19 protein-coding genes and 1 pseudogene are annotated in these 23413 nt (G+C 71.4%); 15 read left to right on the top strand and 5 right to left on the bottom strand.

Features of this window, described 5'->3' with window-relative positions:
- Positions 1 to 48: 48 nt before the first annotated feature.
- Entirely contained in the window at positions 49 to 813 is a 765-nt protein-coding gene (locus tag G3I60_RS26670) for a S9 family peptidase (protein WP_164295647.1), read from the top strand.
- Positions 814 to 891: 78 nt separating this feature from the next.
- Here G3I60_RS26670 and G3I60_RS26665 read toward each other — a convergent pair whose 3' ends face one another.
- Positions 892 to 1374 carry an Lrp/AsnC family transcriptional regulator gene (locus G3I60_RS26665; protein WP_138351227.1) on the bottom strand — a complete coding sequence of 161 codons (483 nt, stop codon included), beginning with the start codon at positions 1372 to 1374 and terminating at the stop codon, positions 892 to 894.
- Positions 1375 to 1535: 161 nt separating this feature from the next.
- On the opposite strand from G3I60_RS26665, the gene pdhA (G3I60_RS26660) reads away from it, so the two are divergent.
- From pdhA (G3I60_RS26660) to G3I60_RS26605, 12 genes and pseudogenes are all read left to right on the top strand, one after another.
- Positions 1536 to 2702, top strand: a complete 1167-nt coding sequence (gene pdhA / locus G3I60_RS26660) for a pyruvate dehydrogenase (acetyl-transferring) E1 component subunit alpha (RefSeq protein ID WP_164295682.1) — start codon at positions 1536 to 1538, stop codon at positions 2700 to 2702.
- Positions 2699 to 3721: an alpha-ketoacid dehydrogenase subunit beta gene (locus G3I60_RS26655; RefSeq protein WP_138351229.1), complete on the top strand. Its 1023-nt coding sequence runs from the start codon at positions 2699 to 2701 to the stop codon at positions 3719 to 3721. Before pdhA (G3I60_RS26660) ends, G3I60_RS26655 begins: the two co-directional genes overlap by 4 nt.
- Positions 3721 to 5067: a dihydrolipoamide acetyltransferase family protein gene (locus G3I60_RS26650; protein ID WP_164295646.1), complete on the top strand. Its 1347-nt coding sequence runs from the start codon at positions 3721 to 3723 to the stop codon at positions 5065 to 5067. Before G3I60_RS26655 ends, G3I60_RS26650 begins: the two co-directional genes overlap by 1 nt.
- 108 nt (positions 5068 to 5175) lie before the next feature.
- A pseudogene (locus G3I60_RS26645) lies at positions 5176 to 6116 on the top strand (NTP transferase domain-containing protein).
- Positions 6113 to 7651, top strand: a complete 1539-nt coding sequence (locus G3I60_RS26640) for a molybdopterin molybdotransferase MoeA (protein WP_239070282.1) — start codon at positions 6113 to 6115, stop codon at positions 7649 to 7651. The pseudogene G3I60_RS26645 and the gene G3I60_RS26640 overlap by 4 nt, the downstream one beginning before the upstream one ends.
- A gap of 275 nt (positions 7652 to 7926) precedes the next feature.
- Positions 7927 to 8931 carry a TrkA family potassium uptake protein gene (locus G3I60_RS26635; protein WP_138351344.1) on the top strand — a complete coding sequence of 335 codons (1005 nt, stop codon included), beginning with the start codon at positions 7927 to 7929 and terminating at the stop codon, positions 8929 to 8931.
- Positions 8932 to 8941: 10 nt separating this feature from the next.
- The gene (locus G3I60_RS26630; protein WP_138351231.1) at positions 8942 to 9898 is read left to right on the top strand and encodes an NAD(P)H-quinone oxidoreductase; all 957 of its coding nucleotides are present in this window, start codon (positions 8942 to 8944) and stop codon (positions 9896 to 9898) included.
- Positions 9899 to 10124: 226 nt separating this feature from the next.
- Complete coding sequence (locus G3I60_RS26625; RefSeq protein WP_164295645.1) at positions 10125 to 10907, top strand: hypothetical protein; 783 nt, start codon at positions 10125 to 10127, stop codon at positions 10905 to 10907.
- A 133-nt stretch (positions 10908 to 11040) separates the two neighbouring features.
- Positions 11041 to 11730 (top strand): PadR family transcriptional regulator, encoded by a 690-nt coding sequence (locus G3I60_RS26620; protein WP_164295644.1) that lies wholly within the window; start codon positions 11041 to 11043, stop codon positions 11728 to 11730.
- A 61-nt stretch (positions 11731 to 11791) separates the two neighbouring features.
- A complete protein-coding gene (locus tag G3I60_RS26615; RefSeq protein ID WP_138351233.1) occupies positions 11792 to 12529 on the top strand; it encodes an ABC transporter ATP-binding protein in 738 nt (245 codons plus the stop codon).
- Positions 12526 to 15378, top strand: a complete 2853-nt coding sequence (locus G3I60_RS26610) for an FtsX-like permease family protein (RefSeq protein ID WP_164295643.1) — start codon at positions 12526 to 12528, stop codon at positions 15376 to 15378. The genes G3I60_RS26615 and G3I60_RS26610 overlap by 4 nt, the downstream gene beginning before the upstream one ends.
- A 106-nt stretch (positions 15379 to 15484) precedes the next feature.
- Positions 15485 to 16030, top strand: coding sequence for a bacterial proteasome activator family protein (locus tag G3I60_RS26605; RefSeq protein WP_164295642.1), 546 nt, complete (start codon positions 15485 to 15487; stop codon positions 16028 to 16030).
- A gap of 136 nt (positions 16031 to 16166) precedes the next feature.
- Here G3I60_RS26605 and G3I60_RS26600 read toward each other — a convergent pair whose 3' ends face one another.
- Positions 16167 to 17894: a protein kinase gene (locus G3I60_RS26600; protein ID WP_164295641.1), complete on the bottom strand. Its 1728-nt coding sequence runs from the start codon at positions 17892 to 17894 to the stop codon at positions 16167 to 16169.
- Between the two features lie 282 nt (positions 17895 to 18176).
- Between G3I60_RS26600 and G3I60_RS26595 the strand changes: the two genes are divergently transcribed.
- Positions 18177 to 19658 carry a protein kinase gene (locus G3I60_RS26595; protein WP_239070290.1) on the top strand — a complete coding sequence of 494 codons (1482 nt, stop codon included), beginning with the start codon at positions 18177 to 18179 and terminating at the stop codon, positions 19656 to 19658.
- 36 nt (positions 19659 to 19694) lie between these two features.
- Here the strand turns inward: G3I60_RS26595 and G3I60_RS26590 are convergent, their stop codons facing one another.
- The 3 genes from G3I60_RS26590 to G3I60_RS26580 form a co-directional block, all read right to left on the bottom strand.
- Positions 19695 to 20729 (bottom strand): phosphotransferase, encoded by a 1035-nt coding sequence (locus G3I60_RS26590; protein ID WP_244809296.1) that lies wholly within the window; start codon positions 20727 to 20729, stop codon positions 19695 to 19697.
- A gap of 15 nt (positions 20730 to 20744) precedes the next feature.
- Entirely contained in the window at positions 20745 to 21170 is a 426-nt protein-coding gene (locus G3I60_RS26585; RefSeq protein WP_164295639.1) for a pyridoxamine 5'-phosphate oxidase family protein, read from the bottom strand.
- A gap of 124 nt (positions 21171 to 21294) precedes the next feature.
- On the bottom strand, positions 21295 to 21960 hold the full coding sequence (locus tag G3I60_RS26580) for a response regulator transcription factor (RefSeq protein ID WP_138351239.1): 666 nt from the start codon (positions 21958 to 21960) through the stop codon (positions 21295 to 21297).
- 309 nt (positions 21961 to 22269) lie between these two features.
- On the opposite strand from G3I60_RS26580, the gene pdhA (G3I60_RS26575) reads away from it, so the two are divergent.
- On the top strand, positions 22270 to 23406 hold the full coding sequence (pdhA, locus tag G3I60_RS26575; RefSeq protein ID WP_138351240.1) for a pyruvate dehydrogenase (acetyl-transferring) E1 component subunit alpha: 1137 nt from the start codon (positions 22270 to 22272) through the stop codon (positions 23404 to 23406).
- The last annotated feature ends 7 nt before the right edge of the window (positions 23407 to 23413 follow it).

Genomic DNA, 23413 nt, shown 5'->3' with positions numbered 1-23413 from the left:
AGGTCCAGACCATTGACCTCCGAACGGGGCCGCCGACACCATCCAGCCATGTATTCAGCTGGACGCACCCGGACCTTCCGCGCGATCGCCGCCACGGCTCTGGCCACCGCGCTTCCCCTGTTCCTGACGGCCTGTGGCGACGACGGCGGCAGCGGTGGCAAGGCGACGGCGGAGCCGTCCCCGGCGGCCACGGTGAAGACGTTCGACTGTCTGACCGAGGCCCAGGCCAAGGCCGGCTCGATCACCTTCAAGGACACCGGCGGCAACGCGGTGGACGGCTATCTGGCGGGCACGGGCACCGCCGGGATCGTGCTCGCGCACCAGTCGGACGGAAACGTCTGCCAGTGGGTCCCCAAGGCGCTCGAACTGGTCAAGAGCGGCTATCGGGTGCTGGCGATCGACTCCAACGGTGACGAGGTGCCCGAGGTCGTCGCGGGTGCCCAGCTGCTGCGCGGCAAGGGGGCGACGAAACTGGTGCTCATGGGCGCCTCCAAGGGCGGCACCTCGGTGCTGACCGCCGCCGCGAAGGTCCAGCCGCCGGCGGACGCCGTCGTCTCGCTCTCCGCGCCCGAGCAGTACGGGCAGATGGACGCGGCGGCCGCCGTCCCGGGGCTGACCGCGCCGGTCTTCTACATGGCGGCGGACGGGGACACCGCGTTCGCGGATTCCACCAAGGCGCTCAGCAAGGCCTCGGTGAAGGCCAAGGAGAACTCGCTGTACATCGTGACCGGGATCCACCACGGCGTCTCGATGCTCGACGACGCCGAGAACTGGGCGAAGGTCACCGCTTTCCTGAAGAAGTACGGCGGCTGAGAGACGCACGGCGGCCACGCGCAGTGGCTGTGTGCAGTGCGCCGACGGACGAGCCGGCCGGGGAGATCCCCGGCCGGCTCAGTCGTCGACCACGAGGTCCGTCTCCTCGAAGACCAGGAGGGTCCGGCTGCCGAGGACCTCCGGTATGGCCTGGATGCGGGTCAGCACGAGCTCGCGGAGGCTGCGGTTGTCCGCCGTGTGCACCAGCATCAACACATCGAAATCTCCGCTTACCAGGGCAATGTGGGCTACACCCGGAAGAGTGAGAAGTGTTTCCCGGACCGTCCGCCAGGAGTTCTGAACGATCTTGAGGGTGATGTACGCCGACGCGCCCTGCCCGGCGCGTTCATGGTCCACCCGGGCGGTGAACCCGCGGATGACGCCGTCCTCGATGAGGCGGTTGATCCGGGCGTAGGCGTTCGCCCGCGAAACGTGCACGCGCTCGGCCACAGAGCGGATCGAGGCACGTCCGTCCTCCTGCAGCAGTCGCAGAATCGTCCGGTCGATGGGATCGAGGGGACGGTTCTGCGGATCGGGCTCGGCCATCTGTTCTCGCGGCATGCCCCCGGACCTCCCTACCATGGACGGACTGGCTCCATTCCAGGCTGTGCAGAACCGTTTGTCCACAGGCTGAACGTACCTGTGGCCAAAATGCCTCCAACAACCGAACAATCGGTTGGGAGGACGTGATCCGTCCTCCAACCTACGAGGAGGTGCTCGCGATGACCGTCATGGACCAGAAACCCGCCCCTGGCCACAGGCATGGGGGACCCCAGCGCCCCCCCATCGACGCCACGCCGCTGCTGCCCGAGACGGAACCGTTCCGGCTGCTGGGCACCCCCGACGCCGCCAAGATCGACCCGGCGCTGCTCACCGAGCTCTACGGCCAGCTCGTGCGCGGCCGCCGGTACAACCGGCAGGCCACCGCGCTGACCCGGCAGGGCCGGCTGGCGGTCTACCCCTCCAGCACCGGTCAGGAGGCCTGTGAGGTCGCCGCCGCCATGGCGCTGCGCCCCCAGGACTGGCTCTTCCCGAGCTACCGCGACACGCTCGCCGTGATCGCCCGCGGTGTGGACCCGGTCGAGGCGCTCACCCTGCTGCGCGGCGACTGGCACACGGGCTACGACCCGCGCGAACACCATGTGGCACCGCTCAGCACCCCGCTGGCCACCCAGCTGCCGCACGCGGTCGGCCTCGCGCACGCCGCCCGCCTCCAGGGCGACGACGTGGTCGCGCTCGCCATGGTCGGCGACGGCGGCACCAGCGAGGGCGATTTCCACGAGGCGCTGAACTTCGCGGCTGTCTGGAACGCGCCGGTGGTCTTCCTCGTGCAGAACAACGGCTTCGCCATCTCCGTACCGCTCGACAAGCAGAGCGCCGCCCCCTCGCTCGCCCACAAGGCGGTCGGCTACGGCATGCCCGGCCGGCTCGTGGACGGGAACGACGCGCCCGCCGTGCACCAGGTGCTCACCGAAGCCGTCGAGCGGGCCCGCTCGGGCGGCGGACCGACCCTCGTCGAGGCGGTCACGTACCGCATGGAGGCGCACACCAACGCCGACGACGCCACCCGCTACCGGGAGGACGCCGAGGTCGAGGCCTGGCGCGAACACGACCCGATCACCCTGCTGGAGCGGGAGCTGAACGGGCGCGGGCTGCTCGACGACACGACGCGGCACGCCGCGGAGGAGGCCGCCGAGAAGATGGCCGCGGACCTGCGCGAGCGGATGAACGCCGAACCGCTGCTGGACCCGATGGACCTCTTCGCCCACGTCTACGCCGAACAGACCCCCCAACTGCGTGAGCAGGCGGCCATGCTGCGCGCCGAGCTCGATGCCGAACACGACGGCGGGCAGACCGACCACACCGAGCACGCCGGAGCCGGTTCATGAGCACCGCGACCGCCCCCGCCCCCACCACCGCGCGCAAGCCCGCCACCATGGCGCAGGCGCTCAACCGGGCACTGCGGGACGCCATGGCCGAGGATCCGGCCGTCCATGTACTCGGTGAGGACGTCGGCGCTCTCGGCGGCGTCTTCCGGATCACGGACGGCCTCACCAAGGAGTTCGGCGAGACCCGCTGTACGGACACCCCGCTCGCCGAGGCCGGAATCCTCGGCGCGGCGGTCGGCATGGCGATGTACGGGCTGCGGCCGGTCGTCGAGATGCAGTTCGACGCCTTCGCCTACCCCTCCTTCGAGCAGCTGATCAGCCACGTGGCCAAGATGCGCAACCGCACGCGCGGCGCGCTGCCGCTGCCGATCACGATCCGGGTGCCCTACGGCGGCGGCATCGGCGGTGTGGAGCACCACAGCGACTCCTCGGAGGCGTACTACCTGCACACACCCGGCCTGCACGTGGTCACCCCGGCGACGGTCGGCGACGCGTACGGGCTGCTGCGGGCGGCCATCGCCTCGGACGACCCGGTGGTCTTCCTGGAGCCGAAGCGGCTCTACTGGTCCAAGGACGACTGGAACGCCGACGAGCCGGCCGCGGTGGAGCCCATAGGGCGCGCCGTCGTGCGGCGCCCGGGGCGCAGCGCCACCCTCATCACCTACGGCCCCTCCCTGCCGGTCTGCCTCGAAGCCGCGGAAGCCGCGAAGGAGGAGGGCTGGGACCTCGAAGTCCTCGACCTGCGCAGCCTGGTGCCCTTCGACGACGAGACGGTCGCCGCAGCGGTGCGCAGGACGGGCCGGGCCGTCGTCGTGCACGAGTCCGCCGGATTCGGCGGCGCCGGTGCGGAGATCGCGGCCCGGGTCACCGAGCGCTGCTTCCACCACCTCGAAGCACCGGTCCTGCGGGTCGCCGGCTTCGACATCCCGTATCCGCCGCCGATGCTGGAGCGGCACCATCTGCCCAGCGTCGACCGGATCCTGGACGCGGTCGGCCGGCTCCAGTGGGAGGCGCGCTGATGGCCGTCGTGAAGGAGTTCACCCTCCCGGACCTGGGAGAAGGGCTGACCGAGGCGGAGATCGTCCGCTGGCTGGTGCAGGTCGGCGAGGTCGTCGCCATCGACCAGCCGGTCGTCGAGGTCGAGACGGCCAAGGCCGTGGTCGAGGTCCCGTGCCCCTACGGCGGCGTCGTCACGGCCCGGTACGGCGCGGAGGGCGAATCGCTGGCGGTGGGCCGTCCCCTGATCACGGTGGCGGTCGGAACCGCGGTGAGCTCCGACGCCTCCGGCGCTCCCGCGTCCGGTGACGCCGGCGCAGGTGAGGGATCCGGCAACGTCCTGGTCGGCTACGGCACGACCGCGCCGGGCGCACGCCGCCGCCGGGTCCGGCCGGTCGCGGCTGCGAGCCTGGCTCCGGCACCGGCACCGGCAGCGGCACCGGCACCGGCAGCTGTTGTTGAGACCGTGCCAGTCGGTCCGGTGGCGGTCATCTCGCCGCTGGTGCGGCGGATCGCGCGGGAGAACCGGCTCGACCTGCGGTCGCTGACCGGCTCGGGGCCGGACGGGCTGATCCTGCGCGCGGACGTGGAACGGGCGGTCGCCGCGGCGGGTGCCGGCACGGCAGCGGCACCGGTCGCGACAGCACCGGCGGCTACGGCCGGCCCGGCTGCCGACGTGGTGGGGGAGCGGGTGCCGTTGCGCGGGATCCGGGGAGCGGTGGCCGAGAAGCTCAGCCGCAGCCGCCGGGAGATACCCGACGCCACCTGCTGGGTCGACGCCGATGCCACCGAACTGCTCGCGGCCAGGGCGGCCATGAACGCGGGCGGCGGGCCGAAGGTCTCCGTGCTCGCGCTGCTCGCGCGGATCTGCACCGCGGCACTGGCGCGGTACCCGGAGCTCAACGCCACCGTCGACACCGAGCGGAACGAGATCGTGCGGCTGCCCGCCGTGCACATCGGCTTCGCCGCGCAGACGGAACGCGGGCTGATGGTCCCGGTCGTCAAGGACGCTCAGGCACGCACCACCTCAGGCCTGTCGGCGGAGATCGGCCGGCTCACCGAGGCGGCTCGCACCGGGCGGCTCACGCCCGCGGATCTCACCGGCGGCACGTTCACCCTCAACAACTACGGAGTGTTCGGTGTCGACGGTTCGACGCCGATCATCAACCATCCCGAGGCCGCGATGCTCGGAGTCGGCCGCATAGCCGCCAAACCCTGGGTCCACCAGGGGGAACTGGCGGTACGGCAGGTCGTCCAGCTGTCGTTCACCTTCGACCACCGGGTGTGCGACGGCGGTACGGCGGGCGGCTTCCTGCGGTTCGTCGCCGACTGCGTGGAGCAGCCGGCCGTGCTGCTCGCCGCGGTCTGAGCGGGCCAGGGCCCCGGCAGCGCCAGGGCCCCGGCAGCGCCAGGGTCCGGTGGGCCGGTCAGCGCCGTGCGCGACCGCCGGACCCGGCCTCACGGCATACTGCGCGGCATGAGTGCACATGACGCCGTGGTGCTGGCGGGCGGCGCCGCCAGGCGCCTGGGCGGGGCGGACAAGCCGGGGCTGGAGGTCGCGGGGCGGCCGCTGCTCGACCGGGTGCTGGAGGCCTGCGAGGGCGCCGTCGACACGGTGGTCGTCGGTCCGCGCAGGCCCACCCGGCGGCCGGTGCTGTGGGCCCGGGAGGATCCGCCGGGCGGCGGACCGCTGCCCGCCCTCGCCGCCGGTCTGGCGCGGGCCGGTTCCGACACGGTGCTGGTGTTCGCCGCCGACATGCCGTTCCTGACGCGGACGGCGGCGGACGCCCTGCGGGAGTCGCTGGGACGGGAGGCGGACGCGGACGGCGTCGTGCTGACCGATCCGTCCGGCCGGGACCAGCCGCTGGCCGCGGCCTACCGTACGGAGGCGCTGCGCCGCGGGCTGGCGCTGATCGCCACCGAGCACGGCACGCTCGCCGGGCTGCCGCTGCGCCTGCTCACCGAGGAGCTGCGGCTGCACCGGCTGCCGGACCCCTCGGGCTCGGATTCCTTCGACTGCGACACCTGGGACGATGTCGCCGCCGCACGGGCGCGACTGGAACAGGGGTGAGCCTGCGCGGCGATGTGCCCCGCATCGGGGACGATGGGCCTGTGTTGGATGAATGGATCGCCGCAGCCAAGGCCGAACTGGGGATCGAGCTCGAGGTCGACACCGAAGTCCTCCTCGATCTCGCCCGTGATGCCGCGCATGGTGTCGCCCGCCCCGCCGCACCGCTGACCACCTTTCTGGTCGGCTACGCCGCCGCCCAGTCCGGCGGCGGCCCCGAGGAAGTGCGCAACGCTGCCCGCAAGGCGGCCGAACTCGCCGAACGCTGGTCCGCGGAGGCCGCCAGGGCCGGCGAGGCCGCCGGGAACAGCGATCCCGGGCCTTCCGAGGCAGGGAAGCCGGCCGGATGACCGGCCGGACGACAGGGCCCGCGGACCAGGAGGCGGCCGCCCTCAACGCGATGGGCGAGGCACTGCTGCTCGCCAACGAGGGCCGGACCGCCAACGCGTACGCGACCGGTGGACCGGCCGGGCCTGGCTCCCTCGGCCTGGGCGGCAGCGCCGACAGGGGGACGGGCCGAAGCGCCACCCCCAACCCGGACCCCCATCCCGGACCCAGCCTCGATCCGCTCGCCATCGCGGGGCTCGACACCGGCAGCGCGAAAGCCTCCGAACCCGAACCGGCACACGAACCCGAACCCGCAGGCGAACCTGAACCGGCACACGAAACCGGGCCCCCGTCCCGACACCGGCAGCACGACCTCGCCTGGCCCGAGGCCCGCAGGGCCGCGCGCGCCGCGGGCCGGCGGCTGCCCGCCGTCAGCCGGCCGCTCGCCGGAGCGCTCGGTCACGCGCTCGCCGCCCCGCTCACCGCGCTGACGGATCTGCCGTCCTTCGACACGTCGGCAATGGACGGCTGGGCCGTGGCGGGCCCCGGCCCGTGGATGCTGGAGACCCGGCAGCTCCTCGCCGGCCAGCGGCCCGGAGTGGCGCTGCTCGACGGCCACGCCATCGCGATCGCGACCGGCGCGGCCCTCCCGCCCGGTGCCACCGCGATCATCCGGCACGAGCACGGCCGCACCGAACGGCGCACCGACGGCGGGCTGCTGCACGCCACCCATGGCGCGCCCACCCCCGGCCAGGACGTACGCCCGCGCGCCCAGGAGTGCCGAGGGGGAGAGGAACTGCTCTCCCCCGGCGTCGTCGTCACCCCTGCGGTGCTCGGTCTCGCGGCGGCCGCCGGGTACGACGAGCTGCGCGTCATCACCCGCCCCCGGGTGGAGGTGCTGGTCCTCGGCGATGAACTGCTCGACCACGGACTCCCCCACGCCGGATTCGTCCGGGACGCCCTCGGCCCGATGCTGGCGCCGTGGCTGGAGGCGCTCGGCGCCGAGGTGACCGGTACCCGGCGCGTCGTCGACGAGGTCGACGCCCTCATGAGCGCGATCGGCGAGACCACCGCCGACCTGCTGATCACCACAGGCGGAACGGCGGCCGGTCCGGTCGACCACGTCCACCCCGTCCTGCACACGCTGGGCGCGAAACTGCTCGTCGACGGGGTCGCCGTGCGCCCCGGCCACCCCATGCTGCTGGCCGAACTCCCCGGGGGCGGACACCTCGTGGGGCTGCCGGGCAATCCGCTGGCCGCGGTCTCCGGCGTCATCACCCTCGTCGCTCCCCTGCTGCGCACGCTCGCGGGCCGTCCGGTCCCGGCCCCGTACACCGCGGAGCTCACCGCGGCTGTGCCCGGCCATCCGACCGACACCCGCCTGGTGCCGGTGGTCTTCGACGACGAATCGGCCGTCGTCCCGCTGCACTTCCACGGCCCCGCCATGCTGCGCGGCCTGGCCACCGCCGACGGGCTGGCGGTCATTCCGCCCGGCGGCGCGGCGGCCGGTCAGGAGACGGCCGTGCTCGACCTGGCATGGGGGACCGCCGGTTGCTGATGCCGGTTCCGAAGCCGGGAGCGCAACGCGACCGATGCGAGCCACCGGAGCCGAGAACCACGAGAACCACGAGAGCGACGAGGTGAAGTCCGTTGAAACTGCCGCGCCACGACGCTGCCGCGGGCCGGGCGGACAGCGGCGCCGACGACCACCACAGCAACGACCGCCACAGCAATGACCACAGCAACGACCACCCCAATGACCATGCCGGGAGCGGCCACCGCGGCAGCCATCCCGCCGACCACGACAGCCCGGGCAGCCTCGCCTACAAGGTGATGTTCCCCCGGCAGGCCATCGGCCCGCTGCTCCAGGTGTCCCGCCGGCTGGCGATGGCGCTGCTCGTGCTGCTCGCCACGGTCCTCATCGTCTATCTGGACCGCGGCGGGTACCACGACAACTCCGACGACGCCGTCTCGTTCCTCGACTCGCTCTACTACGCGACGGTCACGCTCTCGACGACCGGCTACGGCGACATCGTCCCGTACAGCGTCAGCGCGCGGCTGTGCAATGTCTTCCTGGTGACGCCGCTGCGCGTCCTCTTCCTGATCATCCTGGTCGGCACCACCCTCGAAGTGCTCACCGAGCGCACCCGCGAGCAATGGCGGCTCAAACGCTGGAGGTCCACCTTGCGCGACCACATCGTCATCGTCGGATACGGCACCAAGGGCCGGTCCGCCGCGCAGACGCTGCTCGGCCGCGGGATCCCGGTCGAGAAGATCGTGATCGTCGACCCCAGCCCCAAGGTGATCCAGGCGGCCACCGCCGAGGGCTTCGTCGGGGTGGTGGGCGACGCGACGCGCAATGACGTGCTGCTGCGCGCCGAGGCCGAGCGCGCCAAGGAGATCGTGATCGCGGCGCAGCGCGACGACACCGCCGTGCTGGTCACCCTGACCGCGCGGCAGCTCAACAAGCGGGCGAACATCGTCGCTTCGGTGCGCGAGGAGGAGAACGCGCCGCTGCTGCGCCAGTCGGGTGCCAACGCGGTGATCACGAGCTCCAGTGCCGCCGGCCGGCTGCTGGGCCTGTCGATGCTCAGCCCGAGCGTCGGACAGGTGATGGACGACCTGATCACGTACGGCAGCGGTCTCGATCTCATCGAGCGTCCGGTCACCAAGGCCGAGGTGGGCAAGGCGCCGCGGGACGTGTCCGATCTGGTCGTCTCCGTCAAGCGCGGCCACCGGCTGCTGGGCTTCGACGATCCGGAAGCGGCCACGCTGCAGTTCGCCGACCGCCTTATCGCCATTCACCGAGCGGGTCCCGATCTGCCGTCCGGAGGGTAGCCTCGCGCTCATGTATGCGATCACCATCCCCGAAGCCGGCGGACCCGAGGCGCTCGTCTGGGCCGAGGTCGCGGACCCCGAACCCGCCGCGGGTGAGGTCCTGGTCGAGGTCGTGGCCAGCGCCGTCAACCGTGCCGATCTGCTGCAACGCCAGGGTTTCTACGATCCGCCGCCCGGCTCGTCCCCCTACCCGGGCCTGGAATGTTCCGGCCGGATCTCCGCGCTCGGCCCCGGTGTGTCCGGCTGGGCGGTCGGCGACGAGGTGTGCGCGCTGGTGACGGGCGGCGGCTACGCGCAGAAGGTCGTCGTGCCGGTCGGTCAGCTGCTGCCGGTGCCCAAGGGCGTCGATCTGGTGTCCGCCGCCGCACTGCCCGAGGTCGTCTGCACGGTCTGGTCCAACGTGTTCATGGTCGGGCACCTGCGCCCCGGCGAAACGCTGCTGGTCCACGGCGGTTCGAGCGGTATCGGCACCATGGCGATCCAGCTCGCGAAGGCGGTCGGCGCCAAGGTCGCGGTGACGGCCGGCAGCGCGGAGAAGCTGGAGGCCTGCCGGAAGCTGGGCGCGGACATCCTGGTCAACTACCGCGAGCAGGACTTCACGGAGCTGGTCAGGGCGGACGTGATCCTCGACATCATGGGCGCGAAGTACCTCGAGCGGAACGTCGACGCGCTGGCGGTCAACGGCCGGCTCGTCATCATCGGTCTGCAGGGCGGCGTCAAGGGCGAGCTGAACCTCGCCACGATGCTGGTCAAGCGGGTGGCGGTCGTGGCGACCTCGCTGCGCGGCCGCCCGCTGGGTGAGAAGGCCGCGATTGTGGCGGCGGTGCGCGAACACGTCTGGCCGCTGCTGGAGGCCGGTACGGTGCGGCCGGTCGTCGACCGTACGATCCCGATCACCGACGCCGCCGAGGCCCACCGAGTGGTGGAAGCCAGCGCGCACATCGGCAAGGTCGTCCTGACGCTCTGAGATCGTCCTGGCCTGACGGTCCTGGGGTCCCTGACGGTCCTGGGGTCCTGACGGTCCTGACGGTCCGGCTGCGTGGCCGCGTGGCTGCGTAGCCCCCGTAGTCGTCGTGAGAATCCTCGACGCCCGCCCGAGATGCCGCAATTGGCGCTTTATGTGAGGCTTGTCCCACATATGAAGTCGGCGGCTGAGAGGGGCGGGCGTCTTGCGTTCGGCATCCGGTGGGCGAGTGGCGGCGGCAGCCGTACTGACCGGAGCGCTTCTGCTCCTGCCGGTGGCGCCCGGGTGGGCGGCGCAGGGCCGCGCGACGGCGTCGGCAGGGGTCGTGTTCGCGGTGCCGCCGCCCGCAACGCCCCGGATGCCGGAGCTGCCGAAGCTGCCCGAACTACCGAAGCTGCCGGCACTACCGAAGCTGCCGGCACTGCCCAAGCCTCCCGTGCCGCCCATGCCGCCCCTCCCCGGGATACCCGCGCCTCCCGTGACACCGGAGCAGCCGCCGCGACCGGGCAAGCCCCCGGCGCCGCCGAAGCCGACAACACCCGGACCGGCGACGCCGAAGCCCAGTACACCGAAGCCCGTCACGCCCAAGCCGGCCACGACGAAACCGGCCACGGCGAAGCCCTCGCCGACGAAGCACGCCGGCAAGAAGAAGGGCTCGTGGCACAAGGGATGGGCGCACGGGATGTCGGCCCAGGACAGCGCGGAGGACGCCGCGTCCGACGAGGACCTGAGCGCAGCGGAATACGGTGCTCCGGATTCGGTTCAGCCGGAGGGTTCTGATGGCGCCGAGGCGTACGAGTTCCCGATGCCGCAGCCGTCCGCCGCGGTCGTCGTCCCGGTTCCGGCGCTGCCGAAGGCGCCCGCTCCGGCAGGTCCGAGCGTTGCTCCCACCGTCAGCGACGATGCCGGGGATCCCGTCGGCCGCGCGGTGAGCGTGCTGCCGCTCGGCGCGGGGATGGCCCTGGTCGGACTGGGCCTCGGCTTCCTGGGTCTGCGCCTCCGCAGAAGCTGATCCGTCAGCGGCCTCGGTCCCGGTTCGCGGCCCCCTGACCCCTGTTCACGCCTCCGTTCGCGCCTCCGTCCCCGGCTCACCCTCCTCCGCCCGACCTTGCTCTCTGTGACCATACTCGGTATACATACTCAGTATGTCGATCCGTCATGGCCTCCTGGCCCTCCTCGATCGCGGTCCCCGCTACGGGTTCCAGCTGCGTACCGAGTTCGAGTCCCGTACCGGTTCCACCTGGCCGCTGAACGTCGGCCAGGTCTACACGACCCTTGGACGGCTGGAGCGCGACGGCCTGGTCGTGCCGGCGGGGGAGGACGACGGCGGCCACGCGCTGTATGCCATCACCGATGAGGGGCGCAGCGAACTGCGCACCTGGTTCTCCACACCTGTGGACCGGGCGAATCCACCCCGCAACGAGCTGGCGATCAAGCTGGCGATGGCCGTGGGCTCGTCCGACATAGACATCCGTGCCGTCATCCAGGCGCAGCGGCACCACACCCTCCAGGCCCTGCAGGACTACACCCGGCTGAAGGCCCAGGCGCTCGTCGCGCTGGAGCAGGACCAGAACCGTGACGACGTCGCGTGGCTGCTCGTCATCGAGCAGCTGATCTTCCAGGCGGAGGCCGAGGCCCGCTGGCTGGACCACGCGGAGACCCGGCTCGTACGGCTGGCCGACGCGGTCGCCGCCGACAAAGGCGGCGTGAACGACGCGAAGCCGAACCCGAACCCGAACCAGGCTCCGAACCCGAACCAGACTCCGAAGCAGGAAGCCGCGCACGACAAGGGACTGCGTGCCGCCCTGGCGCGTTCGAGGCCCGGCCGGCGCTGACCCGTACGTCGCGATAACCGTTCCGACCTGACCACAGACCTGATCACAGGGGGATCAACCCATGTCTGCCCAAGAGCATCAGCCCGTCCTGCAGTTGCAGGAGCTGACCCGAGTTCATGGCAGCGGCACCACGGAAGTGCACGCGCTGCGCGGCATCGACCTGTCCGTCTTCCCCGGTGAACTCGTCGCCGTCATGGGCCCGTCCGGCTCCGGCAAGTCCACACTGCTGACCATCGCGGGCGGACTCGACCTCCCCACCTCGGGCCGGGTGCTCGTCGAGGGCACCGATCTCACCACCGCGAACCGCAAGCAGATGGCCGCGCTGCGCCGCCGCAGCATCGGCTACGTCTTCCAGGACTACAACCTCATACCGGCGCTGACCGCCGTCGAGAACGTCGCCCTGCCCCGTGAGCTCGACGGCACCTCCGCCCGCAAGGCCCGCCGTGAGGCGCTGGCTTCGCTGCAGGAGATGGACCTCGACCACCTCGCCGACCGCTTCCCGGACGAGATGTCCGGCGGTCAGCAGCAGCGGGTGGCCATCGCCCGCGCGCTGGTCGGCGACCGCCGGCTGGTGCTGGCCGACGAGCCGACGGGTGCGCTGGACTCCGAGACCGGCGAGTCGGTACTCGCGCTGCTGCGGGCCCGCTGTGACGCGGGTGCGGCCGGCGTCCTGGTCACCCATGAGCCGCGGTTCGCGGCCTGGGCGGACCGGGTGGTCTTCCTGCGGGACGGTTCCGTCGTCGACACGACGCTGCGCTCGAACGCCGAGTCGCTGCTCACCGGCGGTGTGGCTCAGTGAACGGCTGGCTCAATTCCTGGCGTGCCGCGGTGCGGATCGCGCGGCGTGACGCCTGGCGCTTCAAGGGACGCAGCATCCTCGTCCTGGCCATGATCGCGTTGCCGATCCTGGGCGTGAGCGCCGCTGACATCACCATCCGCAGCTCGCAGTTGACCGCAGAACAGTCGCTGACCCGCGACCTCGGTGCCGCCGACGCCGTGCTCTCCGACGCCGCGTACGACGGTCTGCCGATCTACCAGTCCCCGGACGGCCGGAACAAGTCGCTGGTCAACGAGAACGCCTCGGGGCAGATGATCCCGGGCGGCAACGGTCCCGGCGTCAACATCCCGGCCGTCATCCCCGCCGGGGCGAAGACGCTGAAGGACTCCGTCGGCACGGGCAAGGTCCACACGAAGTACGGCCTGCTGGACGTCGACATCCGTGAACTGAAGGCCTCCGACCCGATGGCCGCCGGGATCATGGAGCTGGACCGCGGTCACTTCCCGGACGCGCCGGACGAGGTCATGGCGACCAACGCGTTCCTCAAGACGAGCGGCCTCCACGTCGGCTCGTCGGTCTCCGCCCGCGACCTGGCCACCAAGTACAAGATCGTCGGCGCCTACGACCTGCCAGGAGAGCTGAAGACGGCGCAGATCAACGCCCTGCCGGACGCCTTCCTGGCGCCGCTGGCCAAGGCCCTCAAGGCGGCCGGACGCGATGGGCCGGGCATCACATCCAAGTACTTCGTGGCCGTGGACGGTGGTTTCACGTGGAACATGGTGAAGGAGGTCAACGCCAAGAGCGTTGTCGCCCACTCCCGCGCGGTGTCGCTCGACCCTCCGGCCGATTCCGAGGTGCCACTGTTCGTCAAGTACCCGGACTGGAACCAGAACTACGGCGGCAGCACCGCTGAGAAGGCCGCGCTGCTCGCCGTGGGCGCGACGATCGTCGGCCTGGCGATGCTGGAGATCTGCCTGCTCGCCGGACCGGCCTTCGCGGTCGGCGCCCGCCGCTCGCGCCGCCAGCTCGGGCTGGTCGGGGCCAACGGCGGCGACCGCCGCCACATCCGCGCGATCGTGCTGTCCGGCGGCCTGGTGATCGGTGTGGTCGCCGCCGTCGTCGGCACGGTGCTCGGCCTCGCGCTGACCTTCGCCCTCCGTGAGCCGCTGGAGCAGTACACCGGTGCGCGCTTCGGCGGTATCTCGGTGCATCCGCTCGAACTCCTCGGCATCGGGCTGCTCGCGATCCTCACCGGACTGCTGGCCGCCATCGTCCCGGCGGTCGTCGCGTCCCGGCAGAGCGTGCTGGCGGCGCTGACCGGTCGGCGCGGCGTCCGGCACGCCAACCGGGTGCTGCCGGTGCTCGGCCTCGCCGCCGTCTGTCTCGGCGTCGGTATCGCGGTCTTCGGCTCGATGAAGACCGACAACGTGCTCGCGGTCGGCGGCGGCTCCGCCATCGCCGAACTCGGCATCGTCGCGCTGACCCCGACCCTGGTCGGGCTCTTCGGACGGCTCGGCGGCTGGCTGCCGCTCTCCCCGCGGCTCGCCCTGCGGGACGCGGTGCGCAACCGGGGTCGTACGGCCCCGGCCGTCGCCGCCGTCCTCGCGGCCGTCGCGGGCACGGTCGCAGTGGCGACGTACACCGCCAGCAGCGACCTGGAGAGTCGCAACGGCTACGAGGCGCGGGCGCCCTACGGTGTCGCGTCGATCAGCATCGAACGGGAGCAGGGCCGTGACCTGGACGCGGTCCGGGCGGCCGTCGAGAAGCGCTTCCCGGTCTCGTCCCGCGCGGATGTCTCACGGGTGGTCGTCGGCAAGAAGACCTGCTCGATGTACAGCAGCAGCCCCGGCTGCGGCCGGGCGGAGATGGTCCTGCCCCCGGCGAACGCCTGCCCCACGGACGGGCCGGACACCGACAAGAAGTTCAGCGTGGCCGAGCGCCGCAAGCTGTCGAAGGACTGGCGCTGCGAACGTACCTACCACAGCAGCGCCATCAGCACGGATTCCGAGGTGCTGATCGGTGACGCCGGGCTGCTCCACGCGCTCGGCATCAAGGACCCGGGCGCCGAGCAGGCGCTCGCGGCCGGCCACACGGTGCTCTTCGACAAGCACTACGTCGAGAAGAACCGGCTCACCTTCCGGATCATCGAGGACTCCTCGAAGCCGATCGCCGAAGGCCAGGAGGCCACCGGACCGCTGAAGTCGTTCCCCACGTACGTCGCCCAGGACGGCACGGAGTCCTACGGCGTCCGCGCCATCATGACGCCCGCCACGGCCAAGGCCGCCGGACTGCAGACCCTTCCCTTCGGTTCGTACTTCGTGAACGAGAACGCGCCCAGCAGCAAGGAGCAGCAGGCGCTGGAGGACGATCTCTCCAAGCTGGGTGCCGATCCGAACCTGTATGTCGAGGAGGGCTATGTCAGCGACAACAACGTCATCCTGCTGGCGCTGACCGTCTTCGCCGGCCTGGTCACCATCGGCGCCGCGGGCATCGCCACCGGTCTGGCCCAGGCGGACGCGGAGCCCGACCTGAAGACCCTGGCGGCGATCGGCGCCGATCCCCGGGTGCGGCGGACCCTGTCCGGCTTCCAGTGCGGGGTGGTGGCCGTGATGGGCGTGGTCCTCGGCTCGGCCGCGGGCGTCCTGCCCGCGATCGGGCTGCGCAAGGCCGAGGAACGGCAGCAGTTGAAGTTCTACCAGGAGGCGATGGACCGGGGCTGGGGCGGCATGGGCGGTGTTCCGCACGTCCCGATCGTCATTCCCTGGTCGACCCTGGCGGCCCTGATCGTCGCCGTCCCGCTGGGCGCGGCGCTGCTGGCGGCCCTGGTCACCCGGTCCCGCACCTCGCTGTCCCGCCGCGAGGCGTCGTAGCGGGGAACACCGCCTGACCAGCCGAACGTGTGCCCTCTGACGTGGTGGATCAGCCGCATCAGGGGGCACACCTTCAGGAGAACGCAGTGTGCGAGAGAATGGCGGCATGGAGATGCCGATGAACGAACGGTCGCAGGAGAGCCCGCAGGTCCTGATCGTGGGACCGGACGGAATGGCGCTCGGCGGCACCCCTGGCGGCGGCGAGGAATCGCGCGAGGTCCCGGTGACAGAGATGGTGGAACAGCCGGCGAAGGTCATGCGTATCGGCAGCATGATCAAGCAGCTTCTGGAAGAAGTGCGGCAGGCGCCGCTCGACGAGGCGAGCCGCGTTCGTCTCAAGGAGATCCACGCCAGTTCCGTCAAGGAACTGGAGGACGGTCTCGCGCCCGAGCTGGTGGAGGAGCTGGAACGGCTCTCGCTGCCTTTCAACGACGACTCGATCCCGACCGAGGCCGAGCTGCGCATTGCCCAGGCGCAGCTGGTGGGCTGGCTGGAGGGCCTCTTCCACGGCATCCAGACGGCGCTGTTCGCCCAGCAGATGGCAGCCAGGGCCCAGCTGGAGCAGATGCGCCGCGCCCTCCCGCCGGGCGTGGGCGGGCACGAGGAGGACGAGGGCGGCCACCCGGGCGCCCGCTCCGGCCCGTACCTCTAGGAACCCGTACTCCGAGGAACCCGTACCTCCGGGAACCCGTACCTCTAGGAACCCGGGAATCACCGATAGGTAACCGCGGAGGGCCCGGCACACATCATGTGTGCCGGGCCCTCCGCGTACTGCCGCTACGGCCGGATCAGCTGGCGCCCTTGCCGGTGGAGACCCAGATGGTGATCTTGCTGGCGTCGTTCTTCCACGTGACGTTGTAGTCGGCCAGCGCCTTGGGCGTCTGGTCGACGACGGCGCCCTTGCCCCACTGCTGCTCGTTCGTGTACTTCACCGTGTACTTCCAGCCGGCGGCCTTCAGGCAGGCCTCGACGGAGTCCCGGTACTTGGTGTTGAACTGCGGGAACAGGACCATGTTCGGGTCCGTGTTGGTGAAGCCCTGGGTGGCCCCGGTGCACGCCGACGACTCCAGCGTCCGGGTCTTGTCGCCCTCGACGACTCCGCCGGGGTTCGCGGTCGACGGCGAGGTCCCGCCGCTGGAGGCACCCGGCGCGTACTGGCTGGAGGACGTGGACGGGGAGGCGGTGTCGTCGCCCTTGCCGGCGGTGTCGTCCGAGCCGCCCCCCTTCATCTTGACGATCAGGCCGACGATCAGGCAGACGGCGACCACCGCCACCGCGGCGCCGATCAGGACGGTCCGGCTCGACCGGCCGCCGCCGTTGCCCCCGCCACCGGGTCCGCCGGAGACCGTGCCGGGCTGCATCGGGTACCCGGCCGTCGGAGCCGGCGTCCGGTACTGCGGCGCCTGCTGCTGGACCTGCTGCGGGTAGCCGTAAGCGGCCGGGGTCGCGGGCGCCGGGGTGCTCGGGCCGTAGGCGCTGTGCTGCGGCGAAGGCGTCTGGTACGGGCTGTGGACGTTCGGCGGCGGGGTGTGCAGCGCGCCCTGGGCGGGCGGGAAGACCGTCGCGGAGACGCCCTCGCCGCGGCCGCGGGCGTGCGGGCCCTCGCCGATGATCAGCGGGGTGGCGCCGGCCTGCGTCGAGGCGCCGACCCGCTCCAGCTCGTCGTGCATCGCGTCCGCGGTCGGGAAGCGCTCCGCCGGGTTCTTCTTCAGGGCCCGCGCGATCAGCGCGTCGATGCCGGGGGTGATCGCCCGGTTGAACTGGGACGGTGCGGGCGGGATCTCCTGCACGTGCTGGTACGCCATGCCCAGCGGCGAGTCCGACTCGAAGGGGATCCGGCCGGTCGTCAGCTCGAAGAGCATGCAGCCGACGGAGTACAGGTCGGACCGCTCGTCGACGCCGCGGCCCAGCGCCTGCTCGGGCGACAGGTACTGCGGGGTGCCGACGACCATGCCGGTCTGCGTCATCGACGTCACGCCGGACTGCATGGCCCGGGCGATGCCGAAGTCCATGACCTTGACCACGCCACGCTTGGTCACCATCACGTTGCCGGGCTTGATGTCGCGGTGCACCAGGCCCATCTCGTGACTGACCGCGAGGGCCGCCAGCACATCGCCGGTGATCTTCAGTGCCTTCTCGGCCGGCATCGCGCCGTACTGCGCGATGTCCTCGGCCAGCACCACGTTGAGCGGCTTGCCCTCGACGTACTCCATGACGATGTACGGGACCATCGCGCCGTCGAGGGTGTCCTCGCCGGAGTCGAAGACCGAGACGATGTTGGTGTGGTTCAGTTTGGCCACAGCTTGCGCCTCGCGGCGGAACCGCTCACGGAAGGACTGTTCGTTCCCCAGGCTCGTGTGCAGTGTCTTGACGGCGACCGGGCGGTCCAGCACCGTGTCGTGTCCCAGGTGCACCGATGCCATGCCGCCCTCGCCGAGGAGATCGCGCAGCACATAGCGACCGCCTCCGACCGAGCGACCCGCGTAATCGGTCTGCGCGCCGTCCCCGCTGCTCATCTGTACCGCTTCCCCCTAGAGAGGGCCCATCGGCCCGCCGGCTTGCCCGCCAAGTCTGGCTTATCGCGCGGGCACGTCAAGTTCGTTGACCATCTCGTCACCTGATGCGCATCGGGCCCATACATGAGCGGCCCGGCACCGTCCCCGGAGACGGTAGCGTGGCCGACCAGAAAACCTGTAAGGCGAGGCACCAAGCGACGGCGAGGACTGATGGTCGACCCCCATGAGACGACCGCAGGAACCGGAGCGTCCGATTCGCCCGAATTGTGGGGCGCGCAAGGGATGGTCGGTGACGGCCGTTACCGGCTGACCTACCGGCTGGGACGCGGCGGAATGGCCGAGGTCTTCGCGGCCGAGGACGTACGGCTGGGCCGGATCGTGGCGATCAAGCTGCTGCGCTCCGATCTGGCGGAGGACCCGGTCTCCAAGGCGCGCTTCACCCGCGAGGCACAGTCGGTCGCCGGGCTGAACCACCATGCCGTGGTCGCGGTGTACGACTCGGGCGAGGACCGCACCCCCACCGGCACGGTCCCCTACATCGTCATGGAGCTGGTCGACGGGCACACCATCCGCGACCTGCTGACCGGCGCCGAGGCGCCGCCCATCGACCAGGCGCTGATCATCATCTCCGGTGTGCTGGAGGCGCTCGCCTACAGCCACCAGCACGGCATCGTGCACCGTGACATCAAGCCGGCCAACGTCATCATCACCAACGCCGGCGCCGTCAAGGTCATGGACTTCGGCATCGCCCGCGCGCTGCACGGCGCGGCCAGCACCATGACGCAGACCGGCATGGTCATGGGCACCCCGCAGTACCTCTCCCCCGAGCAGGCGCTCGGCAAGGCGGTCGACTACCGCTCCGACCTGTACGCGACCGGCTGCATGCTCTACGAGCTGCTGGCGCTGCGGCCGCCCTTCACCGGTGAGACGCCGCTGTCCGTGGTCTACCAGCACGTGCAGGACGAACCGCAGGTGCCGTCCACGGTCAGCGACCGGGTGCCGCCGGAGCTCGACGGTATGGTGCTGCGCGCGCTCGCCAAGCACCCGGACGACCGGTTCCAGAGCGCCGAGGAGATGCGCGGCGTCGTGCAGTACGCGCTGCACATGCTCCAGGAGCAGGGCGGCTGGAACAACGTCTGGGACACCGGCGTCGTGCCGCACTCGGCCCCGGTCACCCCGCCGGCGGGCACCGGCATGGGCTCCGGCCCGACGATCGGGCGGCAGGGCAACAGCACCACGGCGGAGTTCAGCCGGCCGGTGATGCTGGGCGCGTCCGGTGGCGGAGCGGACGAGACGCGCGGCTACCACGAGCCGCAGCACGGTGGCGGCGGCCGGGGCAACAAGTGGCTCAAGCCGGTGCTCTTCGTGCTGGCCGCGGTGCTGGCCGTCTCGATGGGCGTGTACTTCGCCGTCGGGCAGGCCGGGAACAAGAAGGACCCGGGCCAGGACGTGGCGCCGCCGAGCTCACAGAGCTCGCAGGACCAGAGCTCCGCGCCGAGCCAGGACACCTCCACGGATCCGAACCAGGGCGACGGGGGCATCACGCAGCCGCCAACGACGACGCCGTCCCACCGGCCGACGCGCACCACCTCCCCGACGCCCACGGAGACGCAGACCGAGACGCAGACGGAGTCTCCGTCCGAGTCCCCGTCCGAGTCCCCCTCGGAGTCGTCCGACCCGCCGACGAAGGACCCGACGACGCCTCAGGGCACCCCGTCGACCGCCCCCGGCGGCAACAACAACGGCAAGCCCGGCACCGGCTGACCGGGCCGCGTTCACCGGCCCCGGCCCCGCGGCCGGTCAGCCGGTGAACGCGTCGCTGACCGCCTCGTACTCGCGGGTCCACCACACCGCGAGCGCGGAGGACGCCGGGAAGAGCGGGTCGGAGCGCCGGTCGCGCTCCTGGTAGCGCCAGCGCAGCATCCAGAAGTCGTTCAGGCGCTCCCACCAGACCCGGTGCACCGCCGCGGCCATCTCCTGGGCGGCCGTCCCGGCCGCGAGCCGGTAGGCGCGCGCGTAGGGCCGCACCTTCGCCAGGTCGAGCTTCCCGTCACCCGGCCGGACGAAGAAGATCGCGGCGGCCCGTACCGCCTCCTCCGCGCGCGGCTGCACGCCGAGCCGGTCCCAGTCGACGATGGCGACGGGTTCGTCCCCGCGGTAGAGCAGGTTCAGCGGGTGGAAGTCGCCGTGCACCCAGCCCGTGGCGGGCCCGTCCGGGGCGGGCGGGCGGCGATGGGCGTGCCGTTCCAGCAGGGTGCGGCGCTCCAGCAGCCGGTGCTCGGCCAGCTCGTCGAAGGTCTCGCGCGGCTCGTGCGCGTGGGCGAGGTCCAGCAGCTCGTCGATGAGCGCGTACGTCCGCCCGGGGTCGGCGCTGGGATGCGCGACCCGGTCCGCCTCCGGCGGGGGCTGTACGCGGGCCAGGCCGGCGTGCACATGGCCGAGGAGAGCGCCGAGGCGCCGGGACTGGGCGGCGGTCAGCTCGGTGCCCTCCCGGTGCCGGCCCTCGACCCACGGGTAGAGCGCGTAGCAGCGCCCGCCGACGACGGCGACGGTCCGGCCCTCGGTGTCGGCGACCGGGGCGGCGACGGGCAGCCCGAGGCCGTCCAGGAGCAGGGTCGCGCGGTGCTGGCGGGCGATGACGGCGGCGTCCGCGGTGTCCGGCGCGACGTAGTGCTTGAGGAAGAACCGGCCGCGGGTGGTCGCCAGCCGGTAGCCGCGGTTCAGCAGTCCCTGGGGGACCGGATGGCAGGCCAGTGGGGTGCCGGCGCCCTCGTAACGGCGCAGCAGTGTGCCGAGCGTGCGCTCAGCGAGCAGCTCCGTCGCCGTGCCCGTCACCCGGGAAATCGTAGATCACGCGGCGTGCAGCTCCGGCCACCCTGCGACACCCTTCACGAACTGGACGTCCGCGAACTGCGGGTCGATCCGCAGATGGACCGGATCGAAGGCCTCCTCGTCCACGAACGAGGGAAGCGGTCCGAAGATCTCGTCCGCGCTGTCGGGTGCCGGGATGACGCGGGCGGTACCGGTCAGGTGCACGGCCCAGATGGAGTCCGTGGCCGTGTTCAGGTTGTCGGCCTGGTAGCCGACGACGGAGCCGTCGCAGGCGCCGTGTATGTCCCAGCCGCGGTGTACGCGGATCAGCACGTGGTCGTCCACCACGACGTGCCGGGCGACGGCGATGTACGGCATGGCGTGGCGCGAGAGGGCCAGGCGTCCGTAGCGGACGGCGGCCACGAGCTCGAGCGCGCGTCGTTCTTGGGGGGGACATCTCTCCACTGTGGCGTTCGGCGGGCGGGACGGGACAGGGGCGGCGGCCCCCGATCGGCAGGGTCCTTGGTCCCTGGCGCCGCGGGGGCGGCTGCGCGGGTCCTGGAGCGCCGGCCGGGCGCCCCGGGCGGCCTCAGCGCTGCTGGTTCTCCTCCGCGTGCATCCTGGCGACGTAGGCGGCCGCCTGGGTCCTGCGCTCCATGCCGAGCTTGGAGAGCAGCGAGGAGACGTAGTTCTTGACCGTCTTCTCCGCGAGGTGCAGCTTCTCGCCGATCTGCCGGTTGGTGTGGCCCTCGCCGATCAGGTCGAGGATCTTCTTCTCCTGCTCGGTCAGGCCGGCGAGCCGGTCGTCGCCCTTGTCCGCGCCGTGCCGCAGCCGCTCCAGCACCCGGGCGGTCGCGACGGGGTCCAGCAGCGACTTCCCGGCGGCGACGTCACGGACGGCGCTGACCAGGTCCGTCCCCCGGATGGCCTTGAGGACGTAACCCGCCGCACCGGCCATGATCGCGTCGAACAGCGCCTCGTCGTCGGCGAACGAGGTCAGCATCAGGCACGTGATGTGCGGATCGCCGGACCGGACCTCCCGGCAGACCTCGACGCCGCTGCCGTCGGGCAGCCGGACGTCCAGGACCGCGACGTCGGGGCGGGTGGCGGGGATCCGGGTGAGGGCCTCGGCGGCCGTGCCGGCCTCACCGACGATCTGGATATCGGTCTCTATGGAGAGCAGCTCATGGACGCCCCGACGGACCACTTCGTGGTCATCGAGGAGGAAAACGCGGATTTTTCCGTCTTCGATCACGAATCGAGCATCGCACACGATTCGATCTCCAGACCTCTTACGCCATTTCGATCCGCGAGATACCGTTCCTCTGTCCCGGTGGCCTGCGACAACGCCTATTTACTAGGTAATCCAAGCAAAACCGCAGGTAGGACGCCTTCGCGCGATTGCGGATGTAGTAGGTAACGTCTTTCTTGCAGGCCACTTGCCGGGGCACTGTCACGCCTGGCTCGGCCATGCCGCACATACCCCGTGCGCCGCGTCGACACCAGGTGAGCCGCAACTGGCCTCCCGGCGGATCCCGGGGGCCGGACAGACGGAGGAGCGAACGTGAGCGTGAAGAGCACTGCCGCGCGGAGGACTACCCGCGGCGGCGCGAAGCGCCGTGGGGGCGAGCCCGAGCTCGTACAGCTGTTGACCCCCGAGGGCAAGCGCGTCGAGCACAGCGAGTACTCCATCGACCTGACCCCGGACGAGCTGCGTGGCCTGTACCGCGACATGGTGCTGACCCGCCGCTTCGATGCCGAGGCGATCACACTGCAGCGGCAGGGCGAGCTGGGCCTGTGGGCCTCGCTCCTCGGCCAGGAGGCGGCACAGATCGGATCGGGACGGGCCACCCGTCCGGACGACTACGTCTTCCCGACCTACCGTGAACACGGTGTGGCCTGGACCCGCGATGTGGACCCGCTGAACCTGCTGGGCATGTTCCGCGGGGTCAATCACGGTGGATGGGACCCCAACGAGAACAATTTCCACCTGTACACGATCGTCATCGGCTCGCAGACGCTGCACGCGACCGGTTACGCGATGGGTGTCGCCAAGGACGGCGCGGACTCCGCCGTCATCGCCTATTTCGGCGACGGCGCCTCCAGCCAGGGCGATGTCGCGGAGGCCTTCACCTTCGCGGCCGTCTACAACGCCCCCGTGGTGTTCTTCTGCCAGAACAACCAGTGGGCGATCTCCGAGCCGACCGAGAAGCAGAGCCGGGTGCCGATCTACCAGCGCTCGGCCGGTTTCGGCTTCCCGGGCGTCCGGGTCGACGGCAATGACGTGCTGGCCGTGCTGGCCGTCACCAAGGCCGCCCTGGAGCGGGCCCGCACCGGCCAGGGGCCGATGCTCGTGGAGGCGTTCACCTACCGGATGGGCGCGCACACCACGACCGACGACCCCACCCGCTACCGCGCCGACGAGGAGCGCGAGCAGTGGGAGCTGAAGGACCCGATCCTGCGGCTGAAGACGTACCTGGAGGCCGAGGGCTTCGCCGACGAGGCGTACTACGCCTCGATCGACAAGGAGAGCGACGCGCTCGCCAAGCGGGTGCGGGACGGTGTGCGCACCATGCCGAACCCCGACACCATGGCGATCTTCGAGAACGTCTACGCGGACGGGCACGCGCTCGTCGACGAGGAGCGCGCGCAGTTCGCCGAGTACCTCGCGTCGTTCGCCGACGAGACTGAGGGGCACTGACCATGAC

The sequence above is a fragment of the Streptomyces sp. SID13666 genome (genome assembly GCF_010548325.1).
GTDB classification, from domain to species: domain Bacteria; phylum Actinomycetota; class Actinomycetes; order Streptomycetales; family Streptomycetaceae; genus Actinacidiphila; species Actinacidiphila fildesensis.
This window is presented reverse-complemented; position numbering and strand designations above follow the sequence as displayed.

Excerpts from the sequence above, each read along its gene's own strand:
- G3I60_RS26620 (WP_164295644.1), top strand. The coding sequence starts at position 11,041 with ATGTCGATCCGTCATGGCCTCCTGGCCCTCCTCGATCGCGGTCCCCGC.
- G3I60_RS26595 (WP_239070290.1), top strand. The coding sequence starts at position 18,177 with ATGGTCGGTGACGGCCGTTACCGGCTGACCTACCGGCTGGGACGCGGC.
- G3I60_RS26605 (WP_164295642.1), top strand. The coding sequence starts at position 15,485 with ATGGAGATGCCGATGAACGAACGGTCGCAGGAGAGCCCGCAGGTCCTG.
- G3I60_RS26670 (WP_164295647.1), top strand. The coding sequence starts at position 49 with ATGTATTCAGCTGGACGCACCCGGACCTTCCGCGCGATCGCCGCCACG.
- G3I60_RS26665 (WP_138351227.1), bottom strand. The coding sequence starts at position 1,374 with ATGCCGCGAGAACAGATGGCCGAGCCCGATCCGCAGAACCGTCCCCTC.
- G3I60_RS26615 (WP_138351233.1), top strand. The coding sequence starts at position 11,792 with ATGTCTGCCCAAGAGCATCAGCCCGTCCTGCAGTTGCAGGAGCTGACC.
- G3I60_RS26635 (WP_138351344.1), top strand. The coding sequence starts at position 7,927 with ATGTTCCCCCGGCAGGCCATCGGCCCGCTGCTCCAGGTGTCCCGCCGG.
- G3I60_RS26650 (WP_164295646.1), top strand. The coding sequence starts at position 3,721 with ATGGCCGTCGTGAAGGAGTTCACCCTCCCGGACCTGGGAGAAGGGCTG.
- G3I60_RS26600 (WP_164295641.1), bottom strand. The coding sequence starts at position 17,894 with ATGAGCAGCGGGGACGGCGCGCAGACCGATTACGCGGGTCGCTCGGTC.
- G3I60_RS26655 (WP_138351229.1), top strand. The coding sequence starts at position 2,699 with ATGAGCACCGCGACCGCCCCCGCCCCCACCACCGCGCGCAAGCCCGCC.
- G3I60_RS26640 (WP_239070282.1), top strand. The coding sequence starts at position 6,113 with ATGACCGGCCGGACGACAGGGCCCGCGGACCAGGAGGCGGCCGCCCTC.
- G3I60_RS26630 (WP_138351231.1), top strand. The coding sequence starts at position 8,942 with ATGTATGCGATCACCATCCCCGAAGCCGGCGGACCCGAGGCGCTCGTC.
- pdhA (WP_164295682.1), top strand. The coding sequence starts at position 1,536 with ATGACCGTCATGGACCAGAAACCCGCCCCTGGCCACAGGCATGGGGGA.